Source organism: Paraglaciecola mesophila (genome assembly GCF_009906955.1).
In the GTDB taxonomy this organism is placed as follows: Bacteria; Pseudomonadota; Gammaproteobacteria; order Enterobacterales; family Alteromonadaceae; genus Paraglaciecola; species Paraglaciecola mesophila_A.
In genome coordinates, this window is the sequence record NZ_CP047656.1 from 132,890 (window position 1) to 157,165 (window position 24,276).

A 24,276-nucleotide genomic window follows, 5' to 3' on the forward strand; every position below is an offset into this window, starting at 1 on the left:
TAGAAATGCCAATCGCTGTGGTTCAGCCTGTTATTTTATTCGAGTAGGGTTTATTTGCGGATAGGTGCATCTATTAAACCGCGGTTCTTATATAATCCTCGGGAAAATACAACAATTTGTATATTGTGCTTATTTTCTATCTGTAAGGATGAGTCTATTTTGCTGACGAATTCGCCTGTCAAAGCAAATTCACACTATTATCCCCTTCCATTATTGAGCGCCATGTACACTGCTGGCCACTACGAGTAATTACCATGAAAAAAACATTTGTTTTGTCTCACCCGAAAATTAAACTGCCACGCTTAGTCGAGGCAATTAAGTTTGAAGTTAAAAAGTACTTGAGACGAGAGAGAAAAAAGAGCCTACCACCAGGTGCTGACTACTGGGATTTTGATTGTCGTTTTGGCACGGATAAAGACAATGCACACGTCATTCATCTTGGTTCGATTAACCAACATATCGATGAAGCCGAAAAAAAGGAACTTGCCTCTTTTTACTTAGAAATACTCGCTAAGCCCGGCGTTAAAAAACCAGCTGAGTAAAATGCTTAACCAGCGAGCTTCCGTTTAGTTTAAACGGCCAAGGTTATGTAGTCTCGCGCTGGACGACACAAATTGATTCGCCGTTATTCGGTGTGAGTTATCTGCTAGATACGTTTGTTGAGGCAGGGGAGCTCAGTCTTTACGGCGGGGGATTGTGTGACGGTTATTCGTCATGTTGATGACATAACTGAATGAGCTGGTGGATGCGAGTAATACGGTGATTAGGGTTGAACACGATAAGTAGGTTGCGAGTAACAGCGATTGGGGCATCGATATTCGCCCAGATGCAGGAGGTAAGGGCGGCGTTATTGTTGCTTAAGGGAATCCTTTTGCTCAAGGCGTTCCTGCTGACGTTGTAGCGAATCAAGGCACCTAATGCGCTCTTTTTGAGGACGTGATCTGAGATGTTCAAAGTGTCATGTCATTTATTATCTAAGCCCTCATCTATCTCGTATCTTTACTGGTACGTGAAAATGAACGATTGCCAGCTCTTTTACGTAGTTATGCGGCTATTTGGTTGGTCAGGGCAGGGGGCATGGTTTTTTAAAGCGCATCATAGACATGAACGTGGGCTGACAAGATTAGCGCCACGCTGAAAAATATGAGTATAAATTTGCGAAGTGCGCAAATCGCTGTGGCCTAGCTGGTCTTAAAGGGTACGAATATCCGCGCCTGATTGTAAAAGATGCGTCGCGAGCGGTTGGCGAAGCGTGTGGGTATGACGATTTTATCAAGTTGCGCTTTACGTGCCGCTTCTTATGAAAGGAAGGCATCGACATCCAGATCCTCTAAACGAACCATCATTTTTTCGTAAATCTCAGCCGGGAAACAATAGAATGCAGATTCATTTCGATTCAATATAGCAACAGGATCGCCATAAACGCTGCTCGCAACTTTCATAGGGTTTGCTTTTAGTTCCGTAATGCTTGCAGCAACTTATTCCAAAATTCTCGCCACCATAACGGTCTCCGAAACGGTCTTTATATGGGTCATAAATTACGTCATTTTAGGCTGTCGTTGGTGGTTTAAGCGCATAAACTCGCGCACGACGTTCGCTGGGACAAAAATACCTAGGCTCTCAGCGCTTCGCTTGATATTGTAGCCTGCGTATTTTTGCCCGTTATGCATTAGGTCTTTCACGGGTATTAAAAAAGGAATTTCAATGAATAAACAAAGGAAGGATTTTCATCCAGTTACCAAGGCATGCGCAATGCTCGGCGCTGTTATCTGTGGCTTTTTCGCGGTCACTCTATTCGTCTCTAGTTTATTTACGTTACCTGATATTCTTACAGCATTAGTAGGCTGCGCTAAAGCTGTTCTTATCGCTATCCTTGGGCGAGCTTTTTGGTTTGCGGGAAGTTAGATGCTACGGTGAATAAGGATATTTTGTGTGATTGAGTTAGCTTTACTCATGGTACTAGGAACTATAGGAAACGCAGCAATTGCTACTGTTCTTAAAATGAGGATAAGATTATCTGGGTATTTTAGACAATATAAAACGTTAAATTGAAGAGTAAAATTTTGAGACGCCGACGCTTTACCTCAAAAGATGCAGCTTTAACCATTAATTACATAGGATTTGTATATCGTATATTGGCGAGCGAAGGCTATGCGGCTGAAGCCTTATTAAAGGGCACCAACCTATCGCAAGAAAATTTAGTCAACCCTGATTACCGTTGCACATTTGAACAACACAAACGATTTGTTTTGAACGCAATAGCTATCACGGGTGATCAAAATCTGGGGCCACGTATGGCAAGTAGGTTTAACCCCATTAATATCGGATTGCCTGCTTCAGCCGCCATCAGTAGCGACATTTTTTCTACTGCTCTTAAAGTTTTACAACAGTTTGTTTCTTTAAATTTCTCCATTCTATCCTTTGATTTTTATAAAGAGGATACGAACTTAATTATTCGTTGGCTGCCTGCAGTTGACGTAAGAGACATTGAATATTTTGTGGTGGGTAGCAGCCTAGTCATTACTGATAACTTTTGGAAGCTATTATTGAATGAAGAGCAGGTAACTGAATGTGCGGAGCTTGCCTTTCCCGAACCTGACGGTTGGCACTCATTTAGTCAGAATATTGGCTTTCCAATTCGCTTTAATGCGCCTTTTAATAAAATGGTATTACCGAATCGTTTTTTAGAGAAACCATTAGCAGGCACAGACCCTTTGGTGCACCAAAACATGATACGCCTCTGTGAAAAACAAATGGCTGAAACTCACTTTGGAGAAGGGCTAGAAGCCCAAGTGCGTCATCTAATTACCAAACATCATTATTTTGCTGTGCCATTCGAGCAGGCAGCCATCGAGCTCGGCTTATCGGAGCGCAGCTTAAGAAGGCAACTTAGCCAATCTAATACTAGTTATAAAAAGATAGTAGACGACTTACGTTCTGCGCGCGCTAGCGAGTTATTGGCGATATCCGGCTTGCCTATTACTGCTATAGCATATGAGTTAGGATTCAGTGACCCTTCGAATTTTGCTCGCACATTTAAACGCTGGCGAGGATGTCCTCCGCAAGAGTTTAGAGAAAATTTAACCTTGGGCAATATTGACCCATGATTGGCCGCTACTGAACAGCGTACTGTTTTTGAAGCTACTAGTATGATTTCGCTATCTTGCACAAAGTATAACGAGGTCATATATGAATTTATCCGTCGATGTCTATTTTTCATTCCGCAGTCCATATTCTTACTTGGTCACACCAGACCTGTTAAAACTACGTGACGATTACAGGGTAAACCTAAATTTAAAACCTGTATTGCCCATAGCATTACGTACTAAAGAGACTCTTTTTGATGATCCTGTAGGGCAGAAAAAAGTTCGCTATATCATTTTAGATGCTATGCGTCGTGCTGAATATCTAGGTATGACAATCGCCGTACCAAATCCTGATCCTATCGTTCAAAACATGGCTACGTTCGAGTTGTCTGAAGAGCAACCATTTATCTATCGGTTAACTGCACTCGGCGTAGAAGCTCAGCGACAAGGAAAGGGCATTGATTTTGCGTACGCGGTATCTCATTTGATTTGGACCGGTACACCAAACTGGGACCAAGGTAGCAAACTTCACGATGCTATTGCATCAATCGGCCTAGATCTAACTCAGATGGATGCCGCCATACAAGAATACGATTTTATGCTTGAAATTGAGCAAAACCAAAAACAACTAGAGGAGGCTGGCCATTGGGGGGTTCCCACCATGGTATATAATTTGGAACCTTTTTTCGGACAAGACCGAATCAACACTTTACGCTGGCGCTTAGATAAACAAGGCCTTAAGGCTTAATCATCTCACTGCCACTATTAATAATAAAACTAAAGAGAGGAAGGTATGGATCTTGGAATAAAAGGTAAAAAGGCCATCATTGCAGGCGGCAGCGCTGGCATGGGCAAAGCCACCGCAATCGAACTTGGTAAAGCTGGCTGCGAGCTGTATATTTCAGCCCGAAGAGAAGCGCGCCTATTCGCAGCAGCAAAAAACATTTCAGAGCTCACGGAAGCAAAGGTTACGCCCATCGTTGCAGACCATGCAAGCCTCGCTGGACGTGAAAAGTTGGAAGCGGCGTGCCCAAATCCAGATATTATGGTAGTGACTATTTCTCCTCCCCCATTAGTTTGGGATTACAATGACATAACTGAAGATGATTGGCATCACTCTGTTGATAATGGATTGATTGGCCCCGTTGAATTGATGAGGCGCTTTACATCGGGCATGGCGGAGCGAGGTTGGGGCAGATACGTCAATATTGCTACCGTCGCAGCAAAGCACCCATTGGACATGCGTATGTTATCAGGCCCCGCTCGCTCTGCATTAGCCAACTATACAGCCGTGGTGTCTCGTAAACTAGCTAAAAACAATGTGGCTATTAACAGTGTTTTGCCTGGTATGTACGCCACTGAAGGTATGTTAGAGATTGCGGGCCCTCATAAAGCGATGATTAAAGAGAAATTAGGTTTATCGTCAGATGCCGAAATAACCCCTGAAATTGTACACAGAGTGACGTTAAGTTTATTCGATATCCCTACCCAAACATTGGGGCAAGCAGAAGACCTTGCTCAATTTGTAGCAGTATTATGCAGTGAAGCCGCAAAATTCACTATCGGTCAAAATTTTGTATTAGATGGAGGTATGGCGAGATCTATTTTTTAAGAACAATACATTATGTTGGCGTGCGACGATAGCCATAGGGTCGTATGGTGTACTCGCTAAGTTATAATACCAATTCCATTAAATAATTAACCACTCAGCGAAAATTTAAAAGGACTTAATCAAGGCGCTTGAATGATAGCCCTTTATTTAAAACTAACCTGTCCTCTTTCGAGTTTGAGCACACCTTAACCCCCCATTGATTGGGTGTTTATGTTTTTCAACTACTTTGTAGTACTGGCCTGCGCTTTTACGTGTTTGTGTTTACAAGTTAACGTCATCCTGTCGTTTTTTGGTTTAAACAGATAGCCGTTTGGGCATGTTCTTATGAGCTTTCCCTCTAGTGGCATTAAATCGCTGGGGTATCATTTGGCTTGGTGATCTGTGTGCTTGTCAGTTTAAGTTTGGGCAATTACACAAACCCGTTACCTGTTTTGACTATCGAATTTGGTGTCTAATTCCTTACACTGGTGGGATGAATTCCTCACAATAAACAGTGAAAATAAAATGGCGCTTAATAAAACCCTCACATATTTTTCGATAGCCGCGAGTTTAGCATTATCAGGCTGTGACAGTGACCAAACTCTTGCTACGTTAAGTCATACACAGAAAGGTAATGAAGTAATAACGCCCGCAGCGAATAACAGCACTTTGGGCGTAAGATCTAGCTCAGTAGATGAGACGGAAGGTGAGTGGGTGTCGCTTTTTAACGGGAATGACCTACAAGGCTGGCAAACCTTTGTGAGTTACCAACCCAAAGACAGTACATATCAAGATCCGGATGATTTGCCTGTGCGCGGCGTAAACAACGACCCTAACAAGGTCTTCAGCGTGCACAATGGGATGCTGCGCATATCAGGTGAAGAGTGGGGCGGTATCAGCACCACCAAAGAATATGAACACTTTCACCTTAAATTTGATGTGAAATGGGGCGATAAAAAATGGCCACCAAGAGAACACTTACCGCGTGATAGCGGCGTATTGTATTTTGCTGTGGGTGAACCTGGCGCATCGATGAATCACTGGATGCGTAGCCATGAAATGCAAATTCAAGTCGGTGACAGTGGCGATTATCATAGTCTTGACGGTGTATTGATTGATACCCATTGTGGTAACGCCAATCAAGGCGACTGGCACTTTTATCGCTACGATCCAGATATGCCTATGTGTAAAGACATAGCTAACCGCGTATTGAAGTTAGGGGAGTTTGAGAACCCGATTGGCCAATGGGATACCATGGAGGTCATAGCTGATGACCAAGTCGTTATTCACATAATTAACGGCCATGAGGTGTTTCGCGGTTACCATTCTAGGCAGATTATTGATGGACGGCAGGTGGCATTGACGAAAGGGAAAATTGAATTTCAATCGGAAGGGGCTGAAGTGTTTTATCGAAATATACGGATTAAACAACTGCCTTAACGTAGACAATGGATCTGGCTTGCATTGCATTAAATTAGCTAAGCGCTTGTGGATTTCGACTTCGCGCTTATCGCTATAAAATAACGCGATTCATGATTGCGATTAGGCATTCGTCTTGTGGTCGTGATGCGTTTTTGTACCGATTGTGTGAGCGTATATTTTAATACATATGCATATTTATAGAGTCTAAGTCGCACATCGAACCCACAGTCGTAATAATCAAAACACGCTGTCGTTACTGTGCACTGATGTCACCTTCAAGCCAATCGTCTGTTCTAAACGGTACCGCAGGTAAATTTTCAGCATTAATGAGGTTAGCAATGGGATTATTCGCCCATGCATAGCGTACTGCTTTAGGCGTTTTTATATCAAAGTGAGATACCACAACTGTATTCCCTTCAATTCGTGCATTTGCTATCTGAAACACCTTGTCATCCCCAGCGATAATAAAGCCCTTTAGTGGCGCATTATTCTTGGTTGTTAGGCCTTGAGCATGATTAAAAGTGAGTGTGACTTCGCCCTTAATCCTGCCGCCTGAAACGTGCATTTGGGAAAACTCCGGGCCGCTTGCTACTATGTCGTATCCATATACCTTGGCTGCTGCTTGTCGCCATAAGCGTTCACCCACTGGGCGTTTTTGCTTTGGATGTAAGTCATCAGCACTGCCTACATCTAATGCCACAGTCATGCCTGTGTTAGGCAGTGACAAGGTTTGGCGCTGGGCATCACGTAAATAAGCCCATTTGCTACTAGGTTGCAATTCACTTGGTGGAAGATAAGCGGATATTTGTACAAACAAAAAGGGCAGGTCAGGTGCTTGGGCTCGCTCACGCCAGTTAGCAATTAAGTTGCTAAAAAGGGCGTGGTAATACTCGTGCTTGTTTACATTGCTTTCCCCTTGATACCAAATAACGCCTTGGGCTGTATAGGGGAGTAATGGATAAATCATGGCATTGTATATAAAACTAGGGGTAAAACTGTAGTTCATCACTTTAGGCATAGGTGCTTCAAGGCTATTTGTCATGCGCCAGTGTTGATGAATGTCATGTTTTTCAGTGCCTATTGTTAACCAAATTTGTTCTGGTTTACCGACAAATACTTGATTATCCCAGTCACTGTTCACTCGCAGGGTGATAAGGTTCTTGCCAGGTTGCAGAACAGCTGCTGGTATGACATGCGTGGAGCCGGTTGTTTCCCAATCTTCGCTGGCTATATGTTGACCATTTACAAAGATGAATGCATTTTGCTTGATATCACCAAATTCTAAGGTAATGGGCGTTTTAGGGACGTCTTTTAAGCTAAATTCGCGACGTAACCAAACAAAATGATGCAAAGGGCCTTTGTTGGGTAAGTCTATGTTTTGCCACTGACTATCGTCATAGGTTTGTTTAAGCGCAGGTTGCTTAAGTGCAGTTTCGAGATCGTTAATACGTTGCCATTTTTGTGCGCTTTTTTCTTCGTTTAGCGCAAGAATATCTGGCCAATTTTGCTGTGCTTTAACCTCAGCGCTTTGCTTTTCGTATCCATCTAAAGTGCTGACTACGTCTAAATCAAGCCAGGCTTCTGCTGGTGTTCCGCCCCAATTACTCTCGATGATCCCCACAGCAACGTTTTCTTCTTGTTGCAATTTTCTGGCAAAAAACCATGCGACGGCAGAAAAGTAACCGGCATTTTCAGAGGAGGCAACTTGCCAATGACTTTGGGGCAGGTGCTTTTGCTTACTGGCAGCTAGGGCGTAGGGTATGTCAAAAAAGCGAATGAGTGGCCTATCCGCTGAAGCAATCTCTTCATCTTTGCCGACCACGTCACCTTTTAATTTCCACTCCATGTTAGATTGGCCACTGGCTAGCCAGACTTCACCAAAATACACATCTCGAATGGTTTTAGTCTCATCTGCGTCAATAGTGATATTAAATGGCCCAGCTTTGCTGTGAGGGGGCAGTATTAATTCCCAGCTTCCGTTTTTTGCTGCCTGGGTGGAGTAGCTTTTTCCCAGCAAATTTATGCTGACCGTTTGGTTAGCTGTGGCTTCCCCCCAAAGGCGTACAGGTTTATCTCGCTGTAATACCATATGATCTGAAAAGAGCGGTGATAATGTCAGCGCATGTACTTTGCTGTTACAGCCCATAAAAATGAATAGCCCTATCAATATTACCCGTCCCATCACAACTCCCTTTTCGCCCCAATAAACCCAATATGCCTTGGCTAAAATTTACACTGTTATCGTATGCAGAAATAGTCTCTTCCCTTTATGTTATATGGTTTTGCGCGCAGAGATTTTATTTGAGACTGTATTTAAAGATGAAAGCCTTTGAAGCGTCAAGCCTCCTCGAGAAAACAGATTAATGAGCATGCTTGCCACATCATCATTCTTATCCTGTATACGTCACAAAAAACCATCGCTCGTTTCGGCAATCGCGTTGATGGGCGCCAAACTACCTAGAAATAAAGCCTTTTCAGGTGCCGCCCCATTTAAGATCCCTCGATTGGGTATAAGATAGTCACTATATATACCTGAGCGAATGGCATGGGCATGTATTGAACACTTTGATCGGCGTTAAGATTGACTTGATACTTTAGATTGGTTCAACCCCAGCGCCAATCACAATCGCCCATTCTTGTACGTGCCAATGCTTAACTAAACCGTGAATTACATAGGGATCATGTTTAGCAAACTCTTCGGCGGCGTTTGCCGAGACACCTTCGAACAACAGCATGGCTCCCGCGTTTGGCTCCGTTAGTGCGCCGCCTAAACGTAGTTCACCCTTTTCACAAGCTGCTCGCGCAAGCTTCAAGTGTTCATCCCTGTAAGCTTCACGCCTTTTAAAATAGTCAGCCTCGACGTCATATGTCAGCAGATAATACATCTCGTTCTCTATTCCTTCTTCTACTTTCGCAGTGTACATCTTAAAGTCGATTGCAAAGTATACAGCTTAGGTAGGAAAGATAGTAACAAGGAAGTGGAGCTAAGTGCACAAGCGGGTGTTGATAATTATTTAAATAAGCCTGACATGAAATGCGTAAATAAAACATAGCTGCCGCTCAATGGCTTGAGAGAATAGATTAATGCTAACAGGAGCCAAAAAAAAGACCAGCTAGACTGGTCTGGATTATTTGTTAAAACATCGAATTGGTTAGCGGGTAGAGCGCAGACTATTTAGGAAGCTTGAAAGTCCAAACGCTGCCGCCTTGGTTAAAGTGTTTAACACGCTGGGCTACGTCACCTCCCCAAAGTGGAACGGCGCCGCCCCAGCCTGATAATACGGAAATGTACTGTTCACCGTCCATTTCCCAGGTAACAGGTGAGCCGACTATGCCTGAGCCAGTATTGAATTTGTATTTTACTTGTCCAGTTTTAGCATCAAAGGCAAGTAGATAACCCTCAGGATTACCCATAAACACTAGGTTGCCAGCTGTAGCTAAAACACCTCCCCATAAAGGGGCGTAGTTTTGATAGCGCCATACTTCTTTACCTGTTTTCGGATCGATTGCTTTCAGTACACCTATATATGCTTCGTTGATAGGTTTAATGGTAAAACCCGCACCGAGATAAGCGGCACCTTTTTTATAAGCGGTAGGTTCGTTCCATATATCCATTTCCCACTCATTTGACGGCACATAAAACAGTTCTGTGTCTTTGCTGTAGGCCATAGGCATCCAGTTTTTGGCTCCTAAGAAAGCAGGTGCAGAAACCACAGATGTGCCTTGCGTACCGTCTTTTGAGTCTGAAGGATCGCCTGGGCGGTTGCTATCCACGTATATAGGACGCCCATCTTTATCTAACCCTGAAGCCCATGTAATTTTATCAGCGAATGGGAAACCTCGAATGTAATCTCCGTTTTCACGATTTAATACGTAAAAGAATCCGTTTCTATCCGCAGAACCAGCCGCTTTTATTGTTTTGCCATTTTCTTGGTAGTCAAAAGAAATCAGTTCATTTACGCCATCAAAATCCCATCCATCGTGTGGGGTCGATTGAAAGTGCCACACTATTTTGCCAGTGTCTGGGTCAATCGCTAAACGGGATGAAGAATATAGATTGTCGCCTGGGCGAAGGTGAGAGTTCCACGGAGCTGGGTTACCTGTGCCGAAGAAGAGTAAATCTACATCAGGATCATAAGTGCCGCCTAACCAAGGCGCAGCGCCCCCTGACTTCCATAAATCACCAGGCCAGGTTTGACCTGGCTTTCCACCGGATATGCCGTTCTCGGTTTTCTTTCCGTCTTTCCATATGTAACCCATATGCCCTTCAACAGTGGGACGCTCCCATACAAGTTGTCCATTGACTGCGTCGTAAGCACGCACTTTACCGACAACGCCAAATTCACCACCGGCTACACCCGTAATGATCTTGCCTTTCACAATGATAGGGGCGGCAGTGATAGAGTAACCAGCTTTATAATCTTCGACTTTTTTCTTCCAAACGACTTTACCTGTGTCTTTATTCAAAGCGACTAATTTGGCGTCTAACGTACCGAAAATAACGAGTTCACCGTACAGGGCTACACCGCGATTGATCACATCGCAACAGGGCATAATACCGTCAGGCAAACGGGCATCATATTGCCAAAGTTCGTCACCCGTGTTGGCGTCAATTGCATAAACCCGAGAATACGAACCCGTGACGTACATAACGCCATCTTTAATTAAAGGTTGTGACTCTTGCCCTCGCTGCTTTTCGCCACCTAATGAAAATGCCCAAACGGGACGTATCTCTTTCACCGTGTCGCCGTTAATTTTTGACAGGGGGCTGTAGCGTTGGCCTTTAAGGCCCATGCCATACGACACCACATCATCTGTGGTCGCTTGGTCATTTAAAATATCTTTGTCGGTAACGTTTGCGGATACCGCAGGGGACAGTGCAATGGATATGAGCACTGATAATGACAATACTGCTTTCATACCTTTATTGTTCATCGTTATTTCCTCATGAAATTTTAGTTTTTTGCGTGTTTGAATTCAGGGGCTAATTAAGGTCATTGCTCTGTATTTCATATCGTTAAAACGGAACCTTTATTAGGGTAGATGCATAGTATTCTGTGTGTTTAATTGGCTCTATGACTCAGGCGTAGGATATTTATTCATCACTTAGTAGGAGAGCTTTAGGCGTAAGTTCAGGGAGAATAATATTCAGGGGTTTCATATGTAATCTGGTAATCCTCAAATATCTTTCTCATGGTGCCGTCTTTCGTCATTTGCTCAACAATATCGCCTATGGCATAACCCAACTGGCGATAATCCGCCTTGACGGCCATGCCGATGTCCCACTTTTGTTTGCCAATATTCGGGAAACCGTTTTGTGCCAAGGGATAGCGTTCGCTGTCTAACTGGCTATGGAAATAGCTGATTTGACTGCGCATCCCCATTACTGCGTCGACTTCTTTTGCTTGCATTGCTTGAATTGCTAATGGGATGGTGACGAATTGTTTGCTTCTTTCGCGCATCCGGCCAGCAAAGGCTGACATCAAATAAAACTGAGGGACTGAATCGTTTTCAACGCCGATATCATGGTATTGAAAAACAGCTATTGTCGGCACGGATTCAATCGCTGTTTGGTCGAACACTATCTGCCATGATTCCACATGATAGGGGGCAAACATATGTACTTGGCCGTTCACTAATTCACCTATGTCATCGCGTTTTAAGCTGTATTTTTTATCATAAGGAACGCGCAACATCAGGTCTGCCACAGTACGGTCAAGAAAATGTCCTTTCCAGATATTGTTACGCAGGTCATCTTCTACAGACTCATCTGCAGTGGCCCATTTTAACTTGAGCTCTACGCCTAACTGCTGGGCAATATGCTTCGCTATTTCCACATCAATGCCCAAATCTTTGCCGTTTTCCTGAAACGAAAAAGGCGCGAAATCGCGATATACGGCAACCGTAATAAATTTGGTCTGTACGATGTCATCGAATGGGCGAGCTAGACACGTTTCCCAAAGGAACAGCGCGCAAACCGCCCATAAAATACGAAGCAAAGCGTTACTGGGTGTCACTGACAGACTCTAACCAGCTACGAATGGCCCACAATGCCTCCTGATTGAGGTGTTCGGTCATTTTAGGCATATAAACAGCACCGTTTCGTACGGCCCCGTTTTGTACGCGATATACGTACCATTCGTCTCCATCGTAGTCTGGGGCAAGCATACGTAAATCAGGTGCGATACCTCCTGATACACCACCTAAGCCATGACACCGTGCACAGTTTTGATTGTAAGCTGACGAGCCCACTCGCAAAATCTCTTCACGATCATGACCTTCGGCGTCACGATAAGGGTTTGTGTCAGACCATTCTTCGCCTAACTCGGGTAAGGTTGAGGTATCAACACCCTGGGGGGTGACAGAGCCATGTGCGGCCAAACCAAATGAGCAAGTGGTTATGGCCGCTATAAAAATACTGCGGCTTAATATATGTCTGATCATCACCGTTTATCCTCTTTGTATGTAACGGGTTAGTTATTTATTTAACGAGGTTCAGCTTACTCATCTGCGAGGCTTCTACACATTGCACTTTAGCTAGATTAAATCTCATCCTTTAGGATGATTTTTAACAAAGTTTCTCAGTGAAAATACACTTAACTCTTTAAATTCAAATAGTTAGTGGATGTGGCCCAGAATTTCCAACACGGGTGTTCTTCTATATGCTGATGTTAAAAGTCGTTTTAGCATGAACTGTAGTGTGCAAATTAGTGTGAAATTTAGCGTAAGGAGAAGAGCGGACTATGAACATGGAAACAAGCCGTTTATTGAAGCAGAAAATAAGCGTTATTAACCGTCTCACTTGGGTTTTGTCTACAGTTTGTATTTTGCTGTGGAATGGCCATTCGGCTGCTGAAAATGCCCCCCTTAGTTTTGAAGTAAATTACGTAAAGCTAGATGAAGCGCCTGTGGCAACGTTCAGTAATATCAATGTGTTACCTGAAGACAGCGGCTTGCTTGGCGCGCAGTTAGCGGTGGCTGATGCTAACTCAACAGGTAGATTTATTGGCCAGTCCTTCACGTTATCTAAGTTTAAATTGCACGCACCTCAAGAATTACTTAAGCGTATTGATCAGCAGTTTAAAAATGGCGTGTTTATATTTCTTGTCAGTGCTGACAGCGGAGTGTTTGAAACCATAGACAGATGGGCGAAAAACAAACCAGTGCTGGTGTTTAATGTCAATGAGCCGGCCGATGATATGCGCCACACCTTGTGTTTGTCATCTGTGCTACACACAGTCCCAAGTTACCGAATGAAATCAGACGCATTAGCACAATGGCTTGTGGCAAAGCGTTTATCGAAGATACTGTTGATTAAAGGCAAGGGAGTGGCCGATGAGCATATAGCATATGCGTTTTCTCTTGCAGCTAGACGTTTTGGATTAAGTATTATCGAGCAAAAAGTGTGGGATTTTAACACTGACTTGCGCCGCAGTACTCAGCAAGAAATTCCGCTATTTACCCAAACCTCGCGCCCCTATGATGTGGTCTTTGTCGCTGATGCTCACAAGGACTTCGCCGAATTCATTCCTTACAACACATATTTGCCAAGGCCAGTTATCGGTTCAGCAGGACTAGAAGCACTGGCATGGCATCGAGTTATAGAGCAGTGGGGGGCGGCGCAATTGCAAAGTCGTTTTCGCAAAATGGCAGCAAGAGACATGAATGAATTAGATTTCAGTGCTTATTTAGCAGTGCAAAGTGTCGCTCAAGCGGCCCAGCAAACAGGTTCAGGTAAACCGGCAGAATTAATTGATTATATTCACTCTGATGACTTTGAATTGGCTGCATATAAAGGGCGTAAGCTCAGTTTTCGCTCATGGAATGGTCAGTTAAGAATGCCCTTGGCGTTGGTGCAACCCAACGCTTTTGTGTCTGAATCGCCCCAAGCGGGCATGCTACATCCCACAAACGAACTTGATACCTTAGGTTTTGATGCACGCGAAATGCGCTGCAAATGAGCCGCCAATATCACCAGAGGTCACATATGAAAAAGAACATTTTTAATATATCGCTAATGCTGGGGATCTTGTTTGGCTGCAATGTTATCACTTTGGCACACGCACAAGAACTCGCTTACGTTTCCAATGAAAAGGACAACACTATTTCGGTCATCAATCTTGCACAGCACAAAGTGCTGCGAGAGTTTGACGTTGGTCAACGGCCCAGAGGGTTGGTACTGAGCCATGATGGCACTATTGCTTATTTGTGTGCCAGTGATTCTGACAGTATTCAGATCATTGATTTAGTTAATGAAACCGTTATAGGAGACTTACCTTCAGGAGAAGACCCCGAAACCATTGCGCTGCACCCCAATGGCAAAACTATTTATACCTCGAATGAAGATGATGCCCTGCTCACGGTAATTGATATTGCATCGAGACAAGTGATTACACAAATCGATGTGGGTGTAGAGCCCGAGGGTCTAGCTGTCAGCCCCGACGGTAAACTGGTTGTGGTTACCTCGGAAACAACCAATATGGTGCACTGGATAGACACAGAAACTTACGAAAACATCGATAATTCACTGGTCGGCGCACGCCCCAGATCGGCAAAGTTTTCTCAAGATGGCAAGCAGCTCTGGGTTAGCTCTGAAATTGGTGGCACCTTGAGCGTGTTTGACGTTAATACCCGTCAGGTTATTCATGAATTCACCTTCGCTATTTCAGGGGTGCATAGGGACAAAGTACAGCCAGTAGGAGTGGAGTTGAGCGGTGATGGCAAAACAGCATTCGTTGCACTGGGCCCAGCCAATCATGTGGCGGTCATAGATGTGCCTAGCATGAATATCGAAGAATATTTACTGGTAGGTAGACGAGTTTGGCAACTGGCGTTTAATCAAGACCAAAGCACGCTGTTAACTACCAATGGTGTTAGCGGGGATGTGTCGGTAATCGATATTGCAAAGCGTAAGGTCACGCATTCTATCAAAGTCGGGCGTTACCCATGGGGCGTAGTTGTGCGTGGTGCGCAATGAACAAGCCATCAGACGCGAAGCTTAACCCGGTTAGGCAGAAAATTTCGAACAACAACCAACCCAGTCATAAAATAACCCACTCCAGTATCGAGGTGCGAAATTTGTCATACCGCTATGGCAAAAAGCGCGTGCTTGACTGCGTGAATTTAACCCTGACACAGGGTATCAATATTCTGCTTGGACCAAATGGTGCGGGTAAAAGTACCTTATTTTCTTTGCTTACCGGTTTAAAGTCTGCCCCGGGAGCTAACGCAGGCGCCAACAAACGCCTTGCAGACGATGAGGCCAATAGTGACATCAAAGTATGTGGCTTGAGCCTGCAAAGCGCCCGCAAGGACATCATGCGCTCAACGGGAGTGGTGTTTCAACAAAGCACCTTGGACCTAGATTTAACCGTTCAACAGAACTTGTTGTACCACGCATCGCTGCACGGTATTTCCTCGGCGAATGCTCTGAGTCATATTGGTGAAATACTGTTGGGGTTATCCCTCAATGACAAGCTGGCTGTGAAAGTCAGAGCCTTGAATGGGGGCCATCGCCGGCGGGTAGAAATAGCCCGAGCCCTGTTACATCAGCCTAAGGTGCTATTACTTGATGAACCTACCGTAGGGCTTGATATAGAGAGCCGCGCGCTGATCATCAAATACGTGCGCACCTTAACTGAGCGACAAGGCCTTTGTGTGTTGTGGGCGACGCACCTGATGGATGAAATCAGTGCACAAGACAGCTTGGTTGTGCTTAATAGTGGGCAAGTTAAAGCGCAAGGGGTTACCCGAGATTTATGTGCCCAATATGATGTCGATGAGGTGCCTCAGCTTTACCGTACGTTAACCGCCAGCATGGAGGCACTATGAACCCAGCAACGTACTTATACTGCATGAATGGCATTGTTAAGCGAGAGGTATTGCGCTTCTTACAACAAAGAACCCGCTTATTGAGCGTATTGGTGCGACCATTGTTGTGGCTGGTTGTGTTTGCGGCTGGGTTTCGATCTGCGCTGGGGATCTCAATAATGGAACCCTACAGTACCTACATCACCTATCAGCAATATATTACGCCCGGGCTTGGCGGCATGATCATCTTATTTCATTGCATGCAAAGCTCGTTGTCTATGGTGTATGACCGAGAGATGGGCAGTATGAAAGTCTTACTTATGAGCCCAATGCCTCGGCCCTTTTTGCTCTTTAGTAAACTTGTGGCCGGTGCTATTTTGTCGACGCTTCAAGTGCTTATATTTTTATTCATCACCCGATTGGTGGGAGTCGATATTGAATTTACGGGATACCTATATGCTGTACCTGCTATTTTCTTGATAGCGTTTTTCCTCAGCGCGCTGGGATTAATGCTCGCGAATCTTATTACTCAGTTAGAGAACTTTGCAGGCGTGATGAACTTTGTCATTTTTCCGATGTTTTTCTTGTCCAGTGCACTGTATCCCTTATGGAAAATGCAAGAAGCAAGCGCCGTGTTGTTTTGGATCTGTCAGTTTAACCCCTTTACGCACTGTGTCGAGTTATTGCGATTTGCGCTGTACGGGCAAGTCAATGAACTTGCTTTTACCGTGGTGTTCAGCAGCGCCTTGGTGACTTGCGTTATTGCCCTAGTGACGTTTCGAGGTCGTGGATAATGTCTCCCTGCTTTACAAGCAGTAATGCGCGCTGACTTTGGCAGGAATGGCCTCCTACTTTAGAAGGAGGCTTAAGAATGACTTTTAGTTAACGTTATGAATTATATAGATTATTTTAGTTCTTTCTTTTCTTGGCGTAAGTTGTAGCAAAGGCATCTATCCGTTAATTTCCTTGTTGAAGTGATAACTAATGCAATGGAATTGATGATGAGATATGTAGTCGCAGTCGGTGTAATGTTAAGTTTTGAGGGCATGGCAAGTGAAATCGCCAGTCTTGAAACGATCAGTGTGTTTGGCCAGAATCCTCTTTTTAGTGAACACAACACCACCAGTATCATTGGCAGTATACAAACCATTAGCACAGAGGAGTTAGCGCAAAGCAATGCGCTCTCGCTGTCGCAACACATGAAAAATCGTTTAAACAGCGTGCATATCAACGATGTACAGAACAATCCTTTTCAACCTGACGTGCAATACCGCGGATTTACCGCGTCGCCTTTGCTTGGGTTACCCCAAGGTATCTCTTTATACCTCAACGGTATTCGATTTAACGAACCATTTGGCGATACCGTCAACTGGGATCTTATTCCTTTTGCAGCCCTTGATAGCGTCGCGTTGTACTCGGGCTCAAACCCTAGTTTTGGGCAAAATACCTTAGGCGGTGCATTAGATATGCGGGTCAAAAATGGTTTCACCTTCGCGCGTAATGAACTGGACCTACAAATAGCCAGCTTCGGTCAACGCCAAGCGACGGTGCAAAGCGGCGGAAACAATGGCCGTTGGGGCTATTATGTGGCGATTAACCGTTTGAGCGAAGACGGCTGGCGGGACTTTTCAAGCAGTGATTTGAAGCAGGTACTAGGCACACTAACCTACCAAGGGGATATTCATCACCTTGAGTTATTCGCCGCGGCTAATGACAACGCCCTGACCGGCAATGGTGCTGTGCCCGAGGGATTACAAGTCGCCCAAGGGTACGACGCTATTTACACCTACCCAGATAAAACTGAAAACGATCACCGCATGTTTGCGCTTAGCACTGAGTCAGCGTTAGGCAACGGTTTTACAATGCAAGCAAACAGCTATTACAGACGCAACAATATTGACACCACTAACGGTGATGACAGCGACTACGAAGAATGTGAGTTTAATAATGTTGTTACCTTGTGTGAGGAAGAAGATGACGAGGTAGAGCGTGTCGAATTTGTGGGTTATGCCCCAGAGGTAAGCTTCAGTGACATTTCTGATTTGGACGCTGACGATATAGACGGCACGTTGAACCAAAGCGCTACCGAAAACAAAAGTTATGGCTTAGCTTTGCAGCTTATGCACAGTAAAAAAACTCAGCATGCAGAGCATGAGTGGGTCATTGGTGGCGGTATCGATCAAGCTGATATCGATTTTATCAGTGATACCGAGTTTGGTATTTTGCATAACAGCACACCAGAGGATGACCGTTCAGTATCACCCACAGGATTTTTTGATAGTGAGTCTCAAGTGAGACTAGGGGTAAAAACTTATGAGCACTACCTCTACTCAGGTTACTCAGTGCGCTTTGATGAGCGCTGGTTACTCAGTGTCTCTGGGCGCTATAACGACAGTAAAATATCGATGCATGACAGGATAGATGTTGGTGAGGGTTCGTTAAACGGCGAGCACCATTTTAATCGCTTCAACCCAGCGTTAGGCGTTAAGTATTCTGTTTCCCCAACATGGGATATATCACTGAGTTACAGTGAGTCGTCACGTATGCCAAGCCCAGCAGAGCTAAGTTGTGCCGATGAAGATGACCCGTGTAAATTACCCAATGGTTTTGTGGCCGATCCGCCACTGAATAAAGTCGTTGCGAAAACCATTGAGGCGTCAGTTGATTATCACACTGATGCTAATACGCTAACGGCCACTTTGTATCGCACCAAAAGCGTGGATGACATTATTTTTCAACAAGCGGGTGTGACGCAGTCAGAGGGCTACTTTATCAATGTTGATAAAACCAATCGCCAAGGGGCAGAGCTGTCTTTCTTGCATCAGCGAGAAAACTTTAGCTTCGGTGCCAATTACAGTTACTTAGACGCTACTTTCGAATCAGAGTTTGTCACATTTAGTCCGAATAATCCCTTAGGAGGAGGTCGTCAAGTGGAAGCTGGAGACACGATCCCTGGCCAGCCTCAGCATCAAGTGAAAATTCACACCGATTGGGCACTGAACGAAGCACTGAGTATAGGCGCCGAGTGGTTGTTCTCATCGTCATCGTACTACCGCGGGGATGAAGCAAATGAGAATAAAAAAATATCGTCTTACGCAATTGCCAATGTGTATGCCAAGTATCAAGTAAGTGAGTCTGTGCAGCTTTCAGCGCGGATCGATAACGCCTTTGACCGCCAATACCATACCTTTGGTACCTATGGTGAGCCAGATGAGGTGTTAGAGGACGTATACCCTGAAATTGATGAGGCTTTTTTTGTTGGCCCAGGCAGTCCAAGACGAGTAACGGCCAACGTGCAGGTACAGTTTTAATGACTAAGCATGCTGATATTCATCGAAAATGCCGTCTTTCTGCCTTAATTGACGAGAGTAGTCATACTAAAGGAGGAAAGAATAAAAAACAGGTGAGCAATAGCATAAAACATACATTATCGAATACTTTGAGAACTGTGATGTTTCGAGAGTCAGTTAAAAAAAGAATCCCCGTTTTTCAGCTTTCCATGCTGGCTGTTACCAGCTTGGTTGCAGCGAGTATCGCCGAAGCCAAAGCTGCCGAGGCAAATACTGCGAAAGCCAATATGTTCAAAGAAGACCGGTCTGAGTCACAGGTTACAACGACTGATATATCTGATGTCATTGTTGTTACAGGCACGCGTCAAGCGGAAAACCTATTAACACTGACTGGTAATTTGGCGCGCATCAATCGCCAAGATATTCAAACGGTAAGCTCGGTTTATCCAAGCGATCTACTTAATTGCGCTAGTGGAGTGTATGTACAAGCCAATAATGGCATGGAGTCTTTGCCTTCTTTACGCTCTCCCGTACTGACCGGACCGGGTGCAGGGGGGGCTTTTTTAATTCTAGAAGATGGCATTGCAACACGTGCAGCAGGTTTTGCAAATAACAACGGCTTATCAGAGCTTAACTTAGCACAAGCACAAGAAGTGGATATCGTACGTGGTCCAGCGAGTGCGATTTATGGCTCAAATGCAGTTCACGGTGTGGTGAATGTGATTAATCAAGCGGTACGTGACGGCGGGGACGTATCTTTGCTACTTGGGCCAAACGAGCACTATCAAGTGCAAGGTACTCTGGGCAATGATTTTGGTCCACACGGTTTGAGCATTAATACGCAATTAATAGATAATGGCGGATACCAAGACGACAGTGATTTCACATCAGCCAAAGTGGGGCTGCGTCATGAATATCGTGATGAGCTAAACGCGATAACGACCAGTGTTGCTGGCTTCGTACTTGACCAAAATACCGCGGGTTTTATTGCTTCTGGCGACAATGGAGAAGGTTGCTTTGAATCTACTTACGCAGATGACCGCTTATTTAAAGACACCCAAGCAATGGAAAAAAACTGCGAAGACGACGCCTACCGAAAATGGTCATCAATTCGTGTTGCGAGTAAGTGGCAACGTACTTTGTCTGATGACAGATATTTTGTGCTTACGCCTTACGTTCGAACGAATGATATGGAGTTTCGCCAGCATTATTTACCCTCTGAAGCGATAGAAGAAAATAGCCACTCCAGTTTTGGATTGACCAGTAGTTATCATTGGCAATTTGACCCGCGTCTCGCTCTTGTTATGGGGGCTGATGCAGAGTGGACTTCAGGCGAGCTGACTGAAACCCAACAAAAGGCCAGTACCTTTAGCTTTGGTAAAGCGCGCCAGCAAGGTGTGCATTACGACTACGAGGTTGATGTGTTGACGTTAGCTCCTTATGTTCAAGCCGACTGGCAATACAGTCACGCGTTGAGAATGTCTGCCAGTGTACGTTTTGATAGCACCCATTACGATTATAAAAACCGGCTTGCTGATGGCACCACACAGGCTGACGGCAGCCCATGTGTTAATGGTAACAATGAGCCTGTGGCATGTTTGTATCAACGCCCAGCTGACAGCAAAGATAATTTCGATAACGTCAGCAGCAAGATAGGGTTTAATTATTTGATGAATGAGAGCGTCGCGCTATTTGCTGATTGGTCTCAGGGATTCAGAGCACCGCAGACGACCGACTTGTACCGAATTCAAAACCAGCAAGTAGCAGGACAAATTGAATCAGAAGAAATTAGGAGCCAAGAGGTTGGGGTAAGAGGCTTAGCACTTGATATGAACTTTGAGCTGGTGGCTTTTTATATGACTAAAGAGCACTTCTTCTTCAGAGATGATGATGGCCTGAATGTGACTGATGCTGAAACGTCTCACAAAGGCGTGGAAGTGGGGATTGATTATCCAATAGCTAGCAACGTATCTATTGCGGTTAATTACACCTACGCGATTCACCAATACGAATCGGAACATGCCAATAGCGGTGTTCTAAAAGGGAGCGACGTCGATACGGCTCCACGTCAGTTGGGCAACGTGCGTCTCGCTTGGCAGCCCACTAAAGACTCATCGTTGGAGCTCGAATGGGCGCACGTCGGTAGTTACTACCTAGATCCATCGAATGAGCATGAATACCAAGGGCATAATTTGTTGCAACTACGTGGTCAATTTTCGCTGTCTGATAAAGTGCGTCTTTTGGCGCGACTAGAGAATGTACTAGACGAGCGATATGCCAGTCGCGCAGATTATGCGTTTGGCTCTTACCGCTACTTTGGAGGCCAACCCAGAGCGATTCATTTGGGCATTGAAGCAAGATTTTAATGCTTGAGTTATATGTCATCTATTAAAAAGCGGGTACAGATTTAAACGAGTCTAGTCACTAATTGGGGCGATTAAGCGTAAGAGGAGTAGTCAATGTTCAAGGGCGCAGAAATACGACGTTTACTGATATTTAGCGTGGTTGTGATCGTGATGGCGATGAGTATGAAAACCTTTGCACAGAAGACGCCGAACGTGCGCCTAGGAGTGTTGAAATACGGCACGGTTAATTGGGAAGTGGATGTAATTAAACACCACAAGCTGGATAAAAAATACGGATTCACGTTAGACGTATTATCTTTGGGCAGTAAAAACGCTTCCGCAGTGGCTTTGCAAAGTAATGCAGTGGACATCATTCTAACCGATTGGCTATGGGTAAATCGCCAACGCGCTAACGATAAAGATATTACACTTTTCCCCACTTCTATTGCTACCGGGGGCTTGTATGTTCCAAAAGACTCACCTGCTAAGGATGTTCGCGATTTAGCGAATAAAAAAGTCGGTATTGCTGGTGGCGAGGTGGATAAAAACTGGTTGTTACTGCAGGCATATGCACAAGCTCAATATGGTTTTGATATAAAAAACAAAACCGCGCCGAGTTTTATGTCTCCTGTTCTACTTAACGTCCTTATGCTCAGAGGCGAGCTTGATGCGGGGATCAACTTTTGGCACTACGGTGCACGCTTAAAAGCCAAAGGGTATCGACTATTGGTCACGGTGCCAGAAATATTACACGCCCTTCACATTGAAAACGATGTGCCTCTGCTGGGCTGGGCATTCAAAAAACCTTGGGCTGATCAGCATGCGAAGAGCATCAAAGGTTTTTTGCGAGCATCATTGGCCGCAAAGCAAATTCTTTACTCATCAGATGATGAATGGGCGCGAATTCGCCATTTAACTAAAGCTGAAAATGATGAGGTGTTTACGGGGTTACAAACCGAATATCGAAGGGGCTTATTGCATCGGTTTGGTCCTGAGGAATTAATGGCAACGAAAGACATATTTACTGTATTGGCGGAGCAAGGTGGACACAACTTGGTAGGCAATGCCACATCCCTTGATGAGCATACATTCTATGCGTTTGACCAGCGTTTATTAACCTGGAACCCTGTGGTTGAAGATGAAAGCGCTCAATGACATTCCTTCTCGTCGCGCAAACCTGCCTGCTATTGTTGCCTGCTTGTCCTCAATGTCATTTTTGAGCCAGGCTAGGCGTCGCTGGTTGTTTATCCGTATAGGGACAGTCTTGCTCGTTGGGGCAACCTGGCAAGCGGCCGCGTGGTTTGTAGCCAGTCCTGATTTCCCTAGCTGCACTGGGGTGCTAAGCAGCATTCATTTTCATCTCACCCAAGGAGATATGCTTTTAAATCTATGGGTCACGCTCAAGCGTGTGGCCATCAGTTTTGTTATTTCAATGCTCATTGGTGTCGTCATAGGCGTGCTGATGGGAACGTATTCAAAGCTCAATCAATTGACTGATACGGCGTTGATCATCGCTCTAAATGTACCTGCTTTGGTAACCATTTTGCTGTGTTATATTTGGTTCGGTTTGGTCGAAAGTGCTGCGATTGCCGCGGTGGTGCTGAACAAAATCCCTACGGTTGTGGTGATGATCCGAGAAGGCGCGCGGGTCGTGGATCACGATTTGCTGGCTGTGGCTAAAATCTATCGATTGTCGCCCAAGCGTACCTTTTTCAAGGTGTTTTTGCCGCAATTGTATCCCTTTATCATGGCATCAGCTCGCTCTGGGCTGTCATTGATCTGGAAAATTGTACTCGTTGTTGAGTTACTTGGGCGCAGTGACGGAGTGGGCTTTGCACTAAATACCCAATTTCAGTTCTTTGATATCACTGGTATTTTGGCTTACACATGTGCCTTTATCAGCATCATACTGTGCATTGAAGCCGTTGTTTTTCGTCCACTTGATAGGTTAATCGCTCGGGGAAGAGGGCATGGCTGAACTTACCGTTCGCATCGAAAATAAACAGTATATACAAGGCACGAAGGTACTCGATAATATCGAATTTGATTTAGGGGCAGGGGAGTTCGTTGCGATCATTGGCCCTTCAGGCTGCGGTAAAACAACCTTGCTCAATTTAATAAGTGGCCTCGAACCAAGCGAGGTGGGCAATATTGTATTTGATGGGGAGCCGTTGAACGATCAGATGTGTCCCCCAATTGGTTACATCTTTCAACAACCCAGATTGATGCCTTGGTTAACGGTTGAGCAAAACTTGAGGTTAGTACAGCCAAACAGTCACCCGGACACCATTGATGAATTACTGTCGAGTGTTGGGCTAGAAGGCAAACAAAACTGCTACCCTCGCACGTTGTCTGGAGGTATGCAGCGCAGAGTCAGTATCGCCCGTGCTTTTCTTATTAACCCCAAGTTGTTGCTACTTGATGAGCCGTTTAATTCACTTGATGCCCCTACGGCAGCTCGTCTGCGTTTGTTGCTTATTAAATTTTGTCAGCGGCAAGGGTGCAGTGTGATTTTTGTGACGCACGATTTGCAAGAGGCAGTGTACTTAGCTGATCGAATTCTATTCTTGAGTCAGTCGCCGAGTCGTATCGTACATCAAGAATCCGTTGCTCTAACGCGTCCGCGAACAGAATCTGGCGCTGCTGAACTTAGCTGGCAAGCCGCTTTATTAGCAAAATACCCAAGCTTGCTTGCAGGCAGTGTTATTTGATGTGCGCTGACTAGCAAAATG

20 protein-coding genes and 1 pseudogene are annotated in these 24,276 nt (G+C 44.9%); 15 read left to right on the forward strand and 6 right to left on the reverse strand.

Annotated elements, in window-relative coordinates; all coding sequences use genetic code 11:
- Positions 1 to 254: 254 nt before the first annotated feature.
- On the forward strand, positions 255 to 542 hold the full coding sequence (locus FX988_RS00560; protein WP_160177851.1) for a DUF6172 family protein: 288 nt from the start codon (positions 255 to 257) through the stop codon (positions 540 to 542).
- Between the two features lie 553 nt (positions 543 to 1,095).
- Here FX988_RS00560 and FX988_RS21710 read toward each other — a convergent pair.
- Positions 1,096 to 1,257 (reverse strand): annotated as a pseudogene (locus FX988_RS21710) (tyrosine-type recombinase/integrase); the annotation flags it as partial.
- A 447-nt stretch (positions 1,258 to 1,704) separates the two neighbouring features.
- On the opposite strand from FX988_RS21710, the gene FX988_RS00570 reads away from it, so the two are divergent.
- The 5 genes from FX988_RS00570 (at position 1,705) to FX988_RS00590 (ending at position 6,117) form a co-directional block, all read left to right on the forward strand.
- Positions 1,705 to 1,905 carry a hypothetical protein gene (locus FX988_RS00570; protein ID WP_160177852.1) on the forward strand — a complete coding sequence of 67 codons (201 nt, stop codon included), beginning with the start codon at positions 1,705 to 1,707 and terminating at the stop codon, positions 1,903 to 1,905.
- Positions 1,906 to 2,063: 158 nt separating this feature from the next.
- Complete coding sequence (locus FX988_RS00575) at positions 2,064 to 3,107, forward strand: AraC family transcriptional regulator (protein ID WP_160177853.1); 1,044 nt, start codon at positions 2,064 to 2,066, stop codon at positions 3,105 to 3,107.
- Positions 3,108 to 3,189: 82 nt separating this feature from the next.
- Positions 3,190 to 3,834: a 2-hydroxychromene-2-carboxylate isomerase gene (locus FX988_RS00580; RefSeq protein ID WP_160177854.1), complete on the forward strand. Its 645-nt coding sequence runs from the start codon at positions 3,190 to 3,192 to the stop codon at positions 3,832 to 3,834.
- Positions 3,835 to 3,879: 45 nt separating this feature from the next.
- Entirely contained in the window at positions 3,880 to 4,698 is an 819-nt protein-coding gene (locus tag FX988_RS00585) for an SDR family oxidoreductase (protein ID WP_160177855.1), read from the forward strand.
- Positions 4,699 to 5,202: 504 nt separating this feature from the next.
- Positions 5,203 to 6,117, forward strand: a complete 915-nt coding sequence (locus tag FX988_RS00590; RefSeq protein WP_160177856.1) for a DUF1080 domain-containing protein — start codon at positions 5,203 to 5,205, stop codon at positions 6,115 to 6,117.
- Between the two features lie 235 nt (positions 6,118 to 6,352).
- On the opposite strand, the gene FX988_RS00595 is transcribed toward FX988_RS00590, so the two are convergent.
- The 5 genes from FX988_RS00595 to pedF all read right to left on the reverse strand — a co-directional run bounded on the left by FX988_RS00595 (position 6,353) and on the right by pedF (position 12,543).
- Complete coding sequence (locus FX988_RS00595) at positions 6,353 to 8,281, reverse strand: sialate O-acetylesterase (protein ID WP_160177857.1); 1,929 nt, start codon at positions 8,279 to 8,281, stop codon at positions 6,353 to 6,355.
- Between the two features lie 412 nt (positions 8,282 to 8,693).
- Positions 8,694 to 9,023, reverse strand: coding sequence for a YciI-like protein (locus tag FX988_RS00600; protein ID WP_254700683.1), 330 nt, complete (start codon positions 9,021 to 9,023; stop codon positions 8,694 to 8,696).
- Positions 9,024 to 9,270: 247 nt separating this feature from the next.
- Positions 9,271 to 11,034: a PQQ-dependent methanol/ethanol family dehydrogenase gene (locus FX988_RS00605; RefSeq protein ID WP_160177858.1), complete on the reverse strand. Its 1,764-nt coding sequence runs from the start codon at positions 11,032 to 11,034 to the stop codon at positions 9,271 to 9,273.
- Positions 11,035 to 11,231: 197 nt separating this feature from the next.
- The gene (locus tag FX988_RS00610; protein ID WP_160177859.1) at positions 11,232 to 12,116 is read right to left on the reverse strand and encodes a substrate-binding periplasmic protein; all 885 of its coding nucleotides are present in this window, start codon (positions 12,114 to 12,116) and stop codon (positions 11,232 to 11,234) included.
- Positions 12,103 to 12,543 carry a cytochrome c-550 PedF gene (pedF, locus tag FX988_RS00615; RefSeq protein WP_160177860.1) on the reverse strand — a complete coding sequence of 147 codons (441 nt, stop codon included), beginning with the start codon at positions 12,541 to 12,543 and terminating at the stop codon, positions 12,103 to 12,105. Before pedF ends, FX988_RS00610 begins: the two co-directional genes overlap by 14 nt.
- A 299-nt stretch (positions 12,544 to 12,842) precedes the next feature.
- Here pedF and FX988_RS00620 point away from each other — a divergent pair, with 299 nt between their 5' ends.
- The 9 genes from FX988_RS00620 to FX988_RS00660 all read left to right on the forward strand — a co-directional run bounded on the left by FX988_RS00620 (position 12,843) and on the right by FX988_RS00660 (position 24,255).
- On the forward strand, positions 12,843 to 14,060 hold the full coding sequence (locus FX988_RS00620; protein ID WP_160177861.1) for an ABC transporter substrate-binding protein: 1,218 nt from the start codon (positions 12,843 to 12,845) through the stop codon (positions 14,058 to 14,060).
- Positions 14,061 to 14,086: 26 nt separating this feature from the next.
- The gene (locus tag FX988_RS00625) at positions 14,087 to 15,076 is read left to right on the forward strand and encodes a YVTN family beta-propeller repeat protein (protein WP_160177862.1); all 990 of its coding nucleotides are present in this window, start codon (positions 14,087 to 14,089) and stop codon (positions 15,074 to 15,076) included.
- The gene (locus FX988_RS00630; RefSeq protein WP_160177863.1) at positions 15,073 to 15,930 is read left to right on the forward strand and encodes an ABC transporter ATP-binding protein; all 858 of its coding nucleotides are present in this window, start codon (positions 15,073 to 15,075) and stop codon (positions 15,928 to 15,930) included. The genes FX988_RS00625 and FX988_RS00630 overlap by 4 nt, the downstream gene beginning before the upstream one ends.
- On the forward strand, positions 15,927 to 16,703 hold the full coding sequence (locus FX988_RS00635; protein WP_160177864.1) for an ABC transporter permease: 777 nt from the start codon (positions 15,927 to 15,929) through the stop codon (positions 16,701 to 16,703). Before FX988_RS00630 ends, FX988_RS00635 begins: the two co-directional genes overlap by 4 nt.
- Before the next feature lie 207 nt (positions 16,704 to 16,910).
- A complete protein-coding gene (locus tag FX988_RS00640; protein WP_160182048.1) occupies positions 16,911 to 19,220 on the forward strand; it encodes a TonB-dependent receptor in 2,310 nt (769 codons plus the stop codon).
- On the forward strand, positions 19,220 to 21,565 hold the full coding sequence (locus FX988_RS00645; RefSeq protein ID WP_412761916.1) for a TonB-dependent receptor: 2,346 nt from the start codon (positions 19,220 to 19,222) through the stop codon (positions 21,563 to 21,565). Before FX988_RS00640 ends, FX988_RS00645 begins: the two co-directional genes overlap by 1 nt.
- 93 nt (positions 21,566 to 21,658) lie before the next feature.
- Positions 21,659 to 22,699, forward strand: coding sequence for an ABC transporter substrate-binding protein (locus tag FX988_RS00650; RefSeq protein WP_160177865.1), 1,041 nt, complete (start codon positions 21,659 to 21,661; stop codon positions 22,697 to 22,699).
- A gap of 52 nt (positions 22,700 to 22,751) precedes the next feature.
- Entirely contained in the window at positions 22,752 to 23,522 is a 771-nt protein-coding gene (locus FX988_RS00655; RefSeq protein ID WP_201751650.1) for an ABC transporter permease, read from the forward strand.
- Positions 23,515 to 24,255 (forward strand): ABC transporter ATP-binding protein, encoded by a 741-nt coding sequence (locus tag FX988_RS00660; protein ID WP_160177866.1) that lies wholly within the window; start codon positions 23,515 to 23,517, stop codon positions 24,253 to 24,255. Before FX988_RS00655 ends, FX988_RS00660 begins: the two co-directional genes overlap by 8 nt.
- Positions 24,256 to 24,276: the final 21 nt, after the last annotated feature.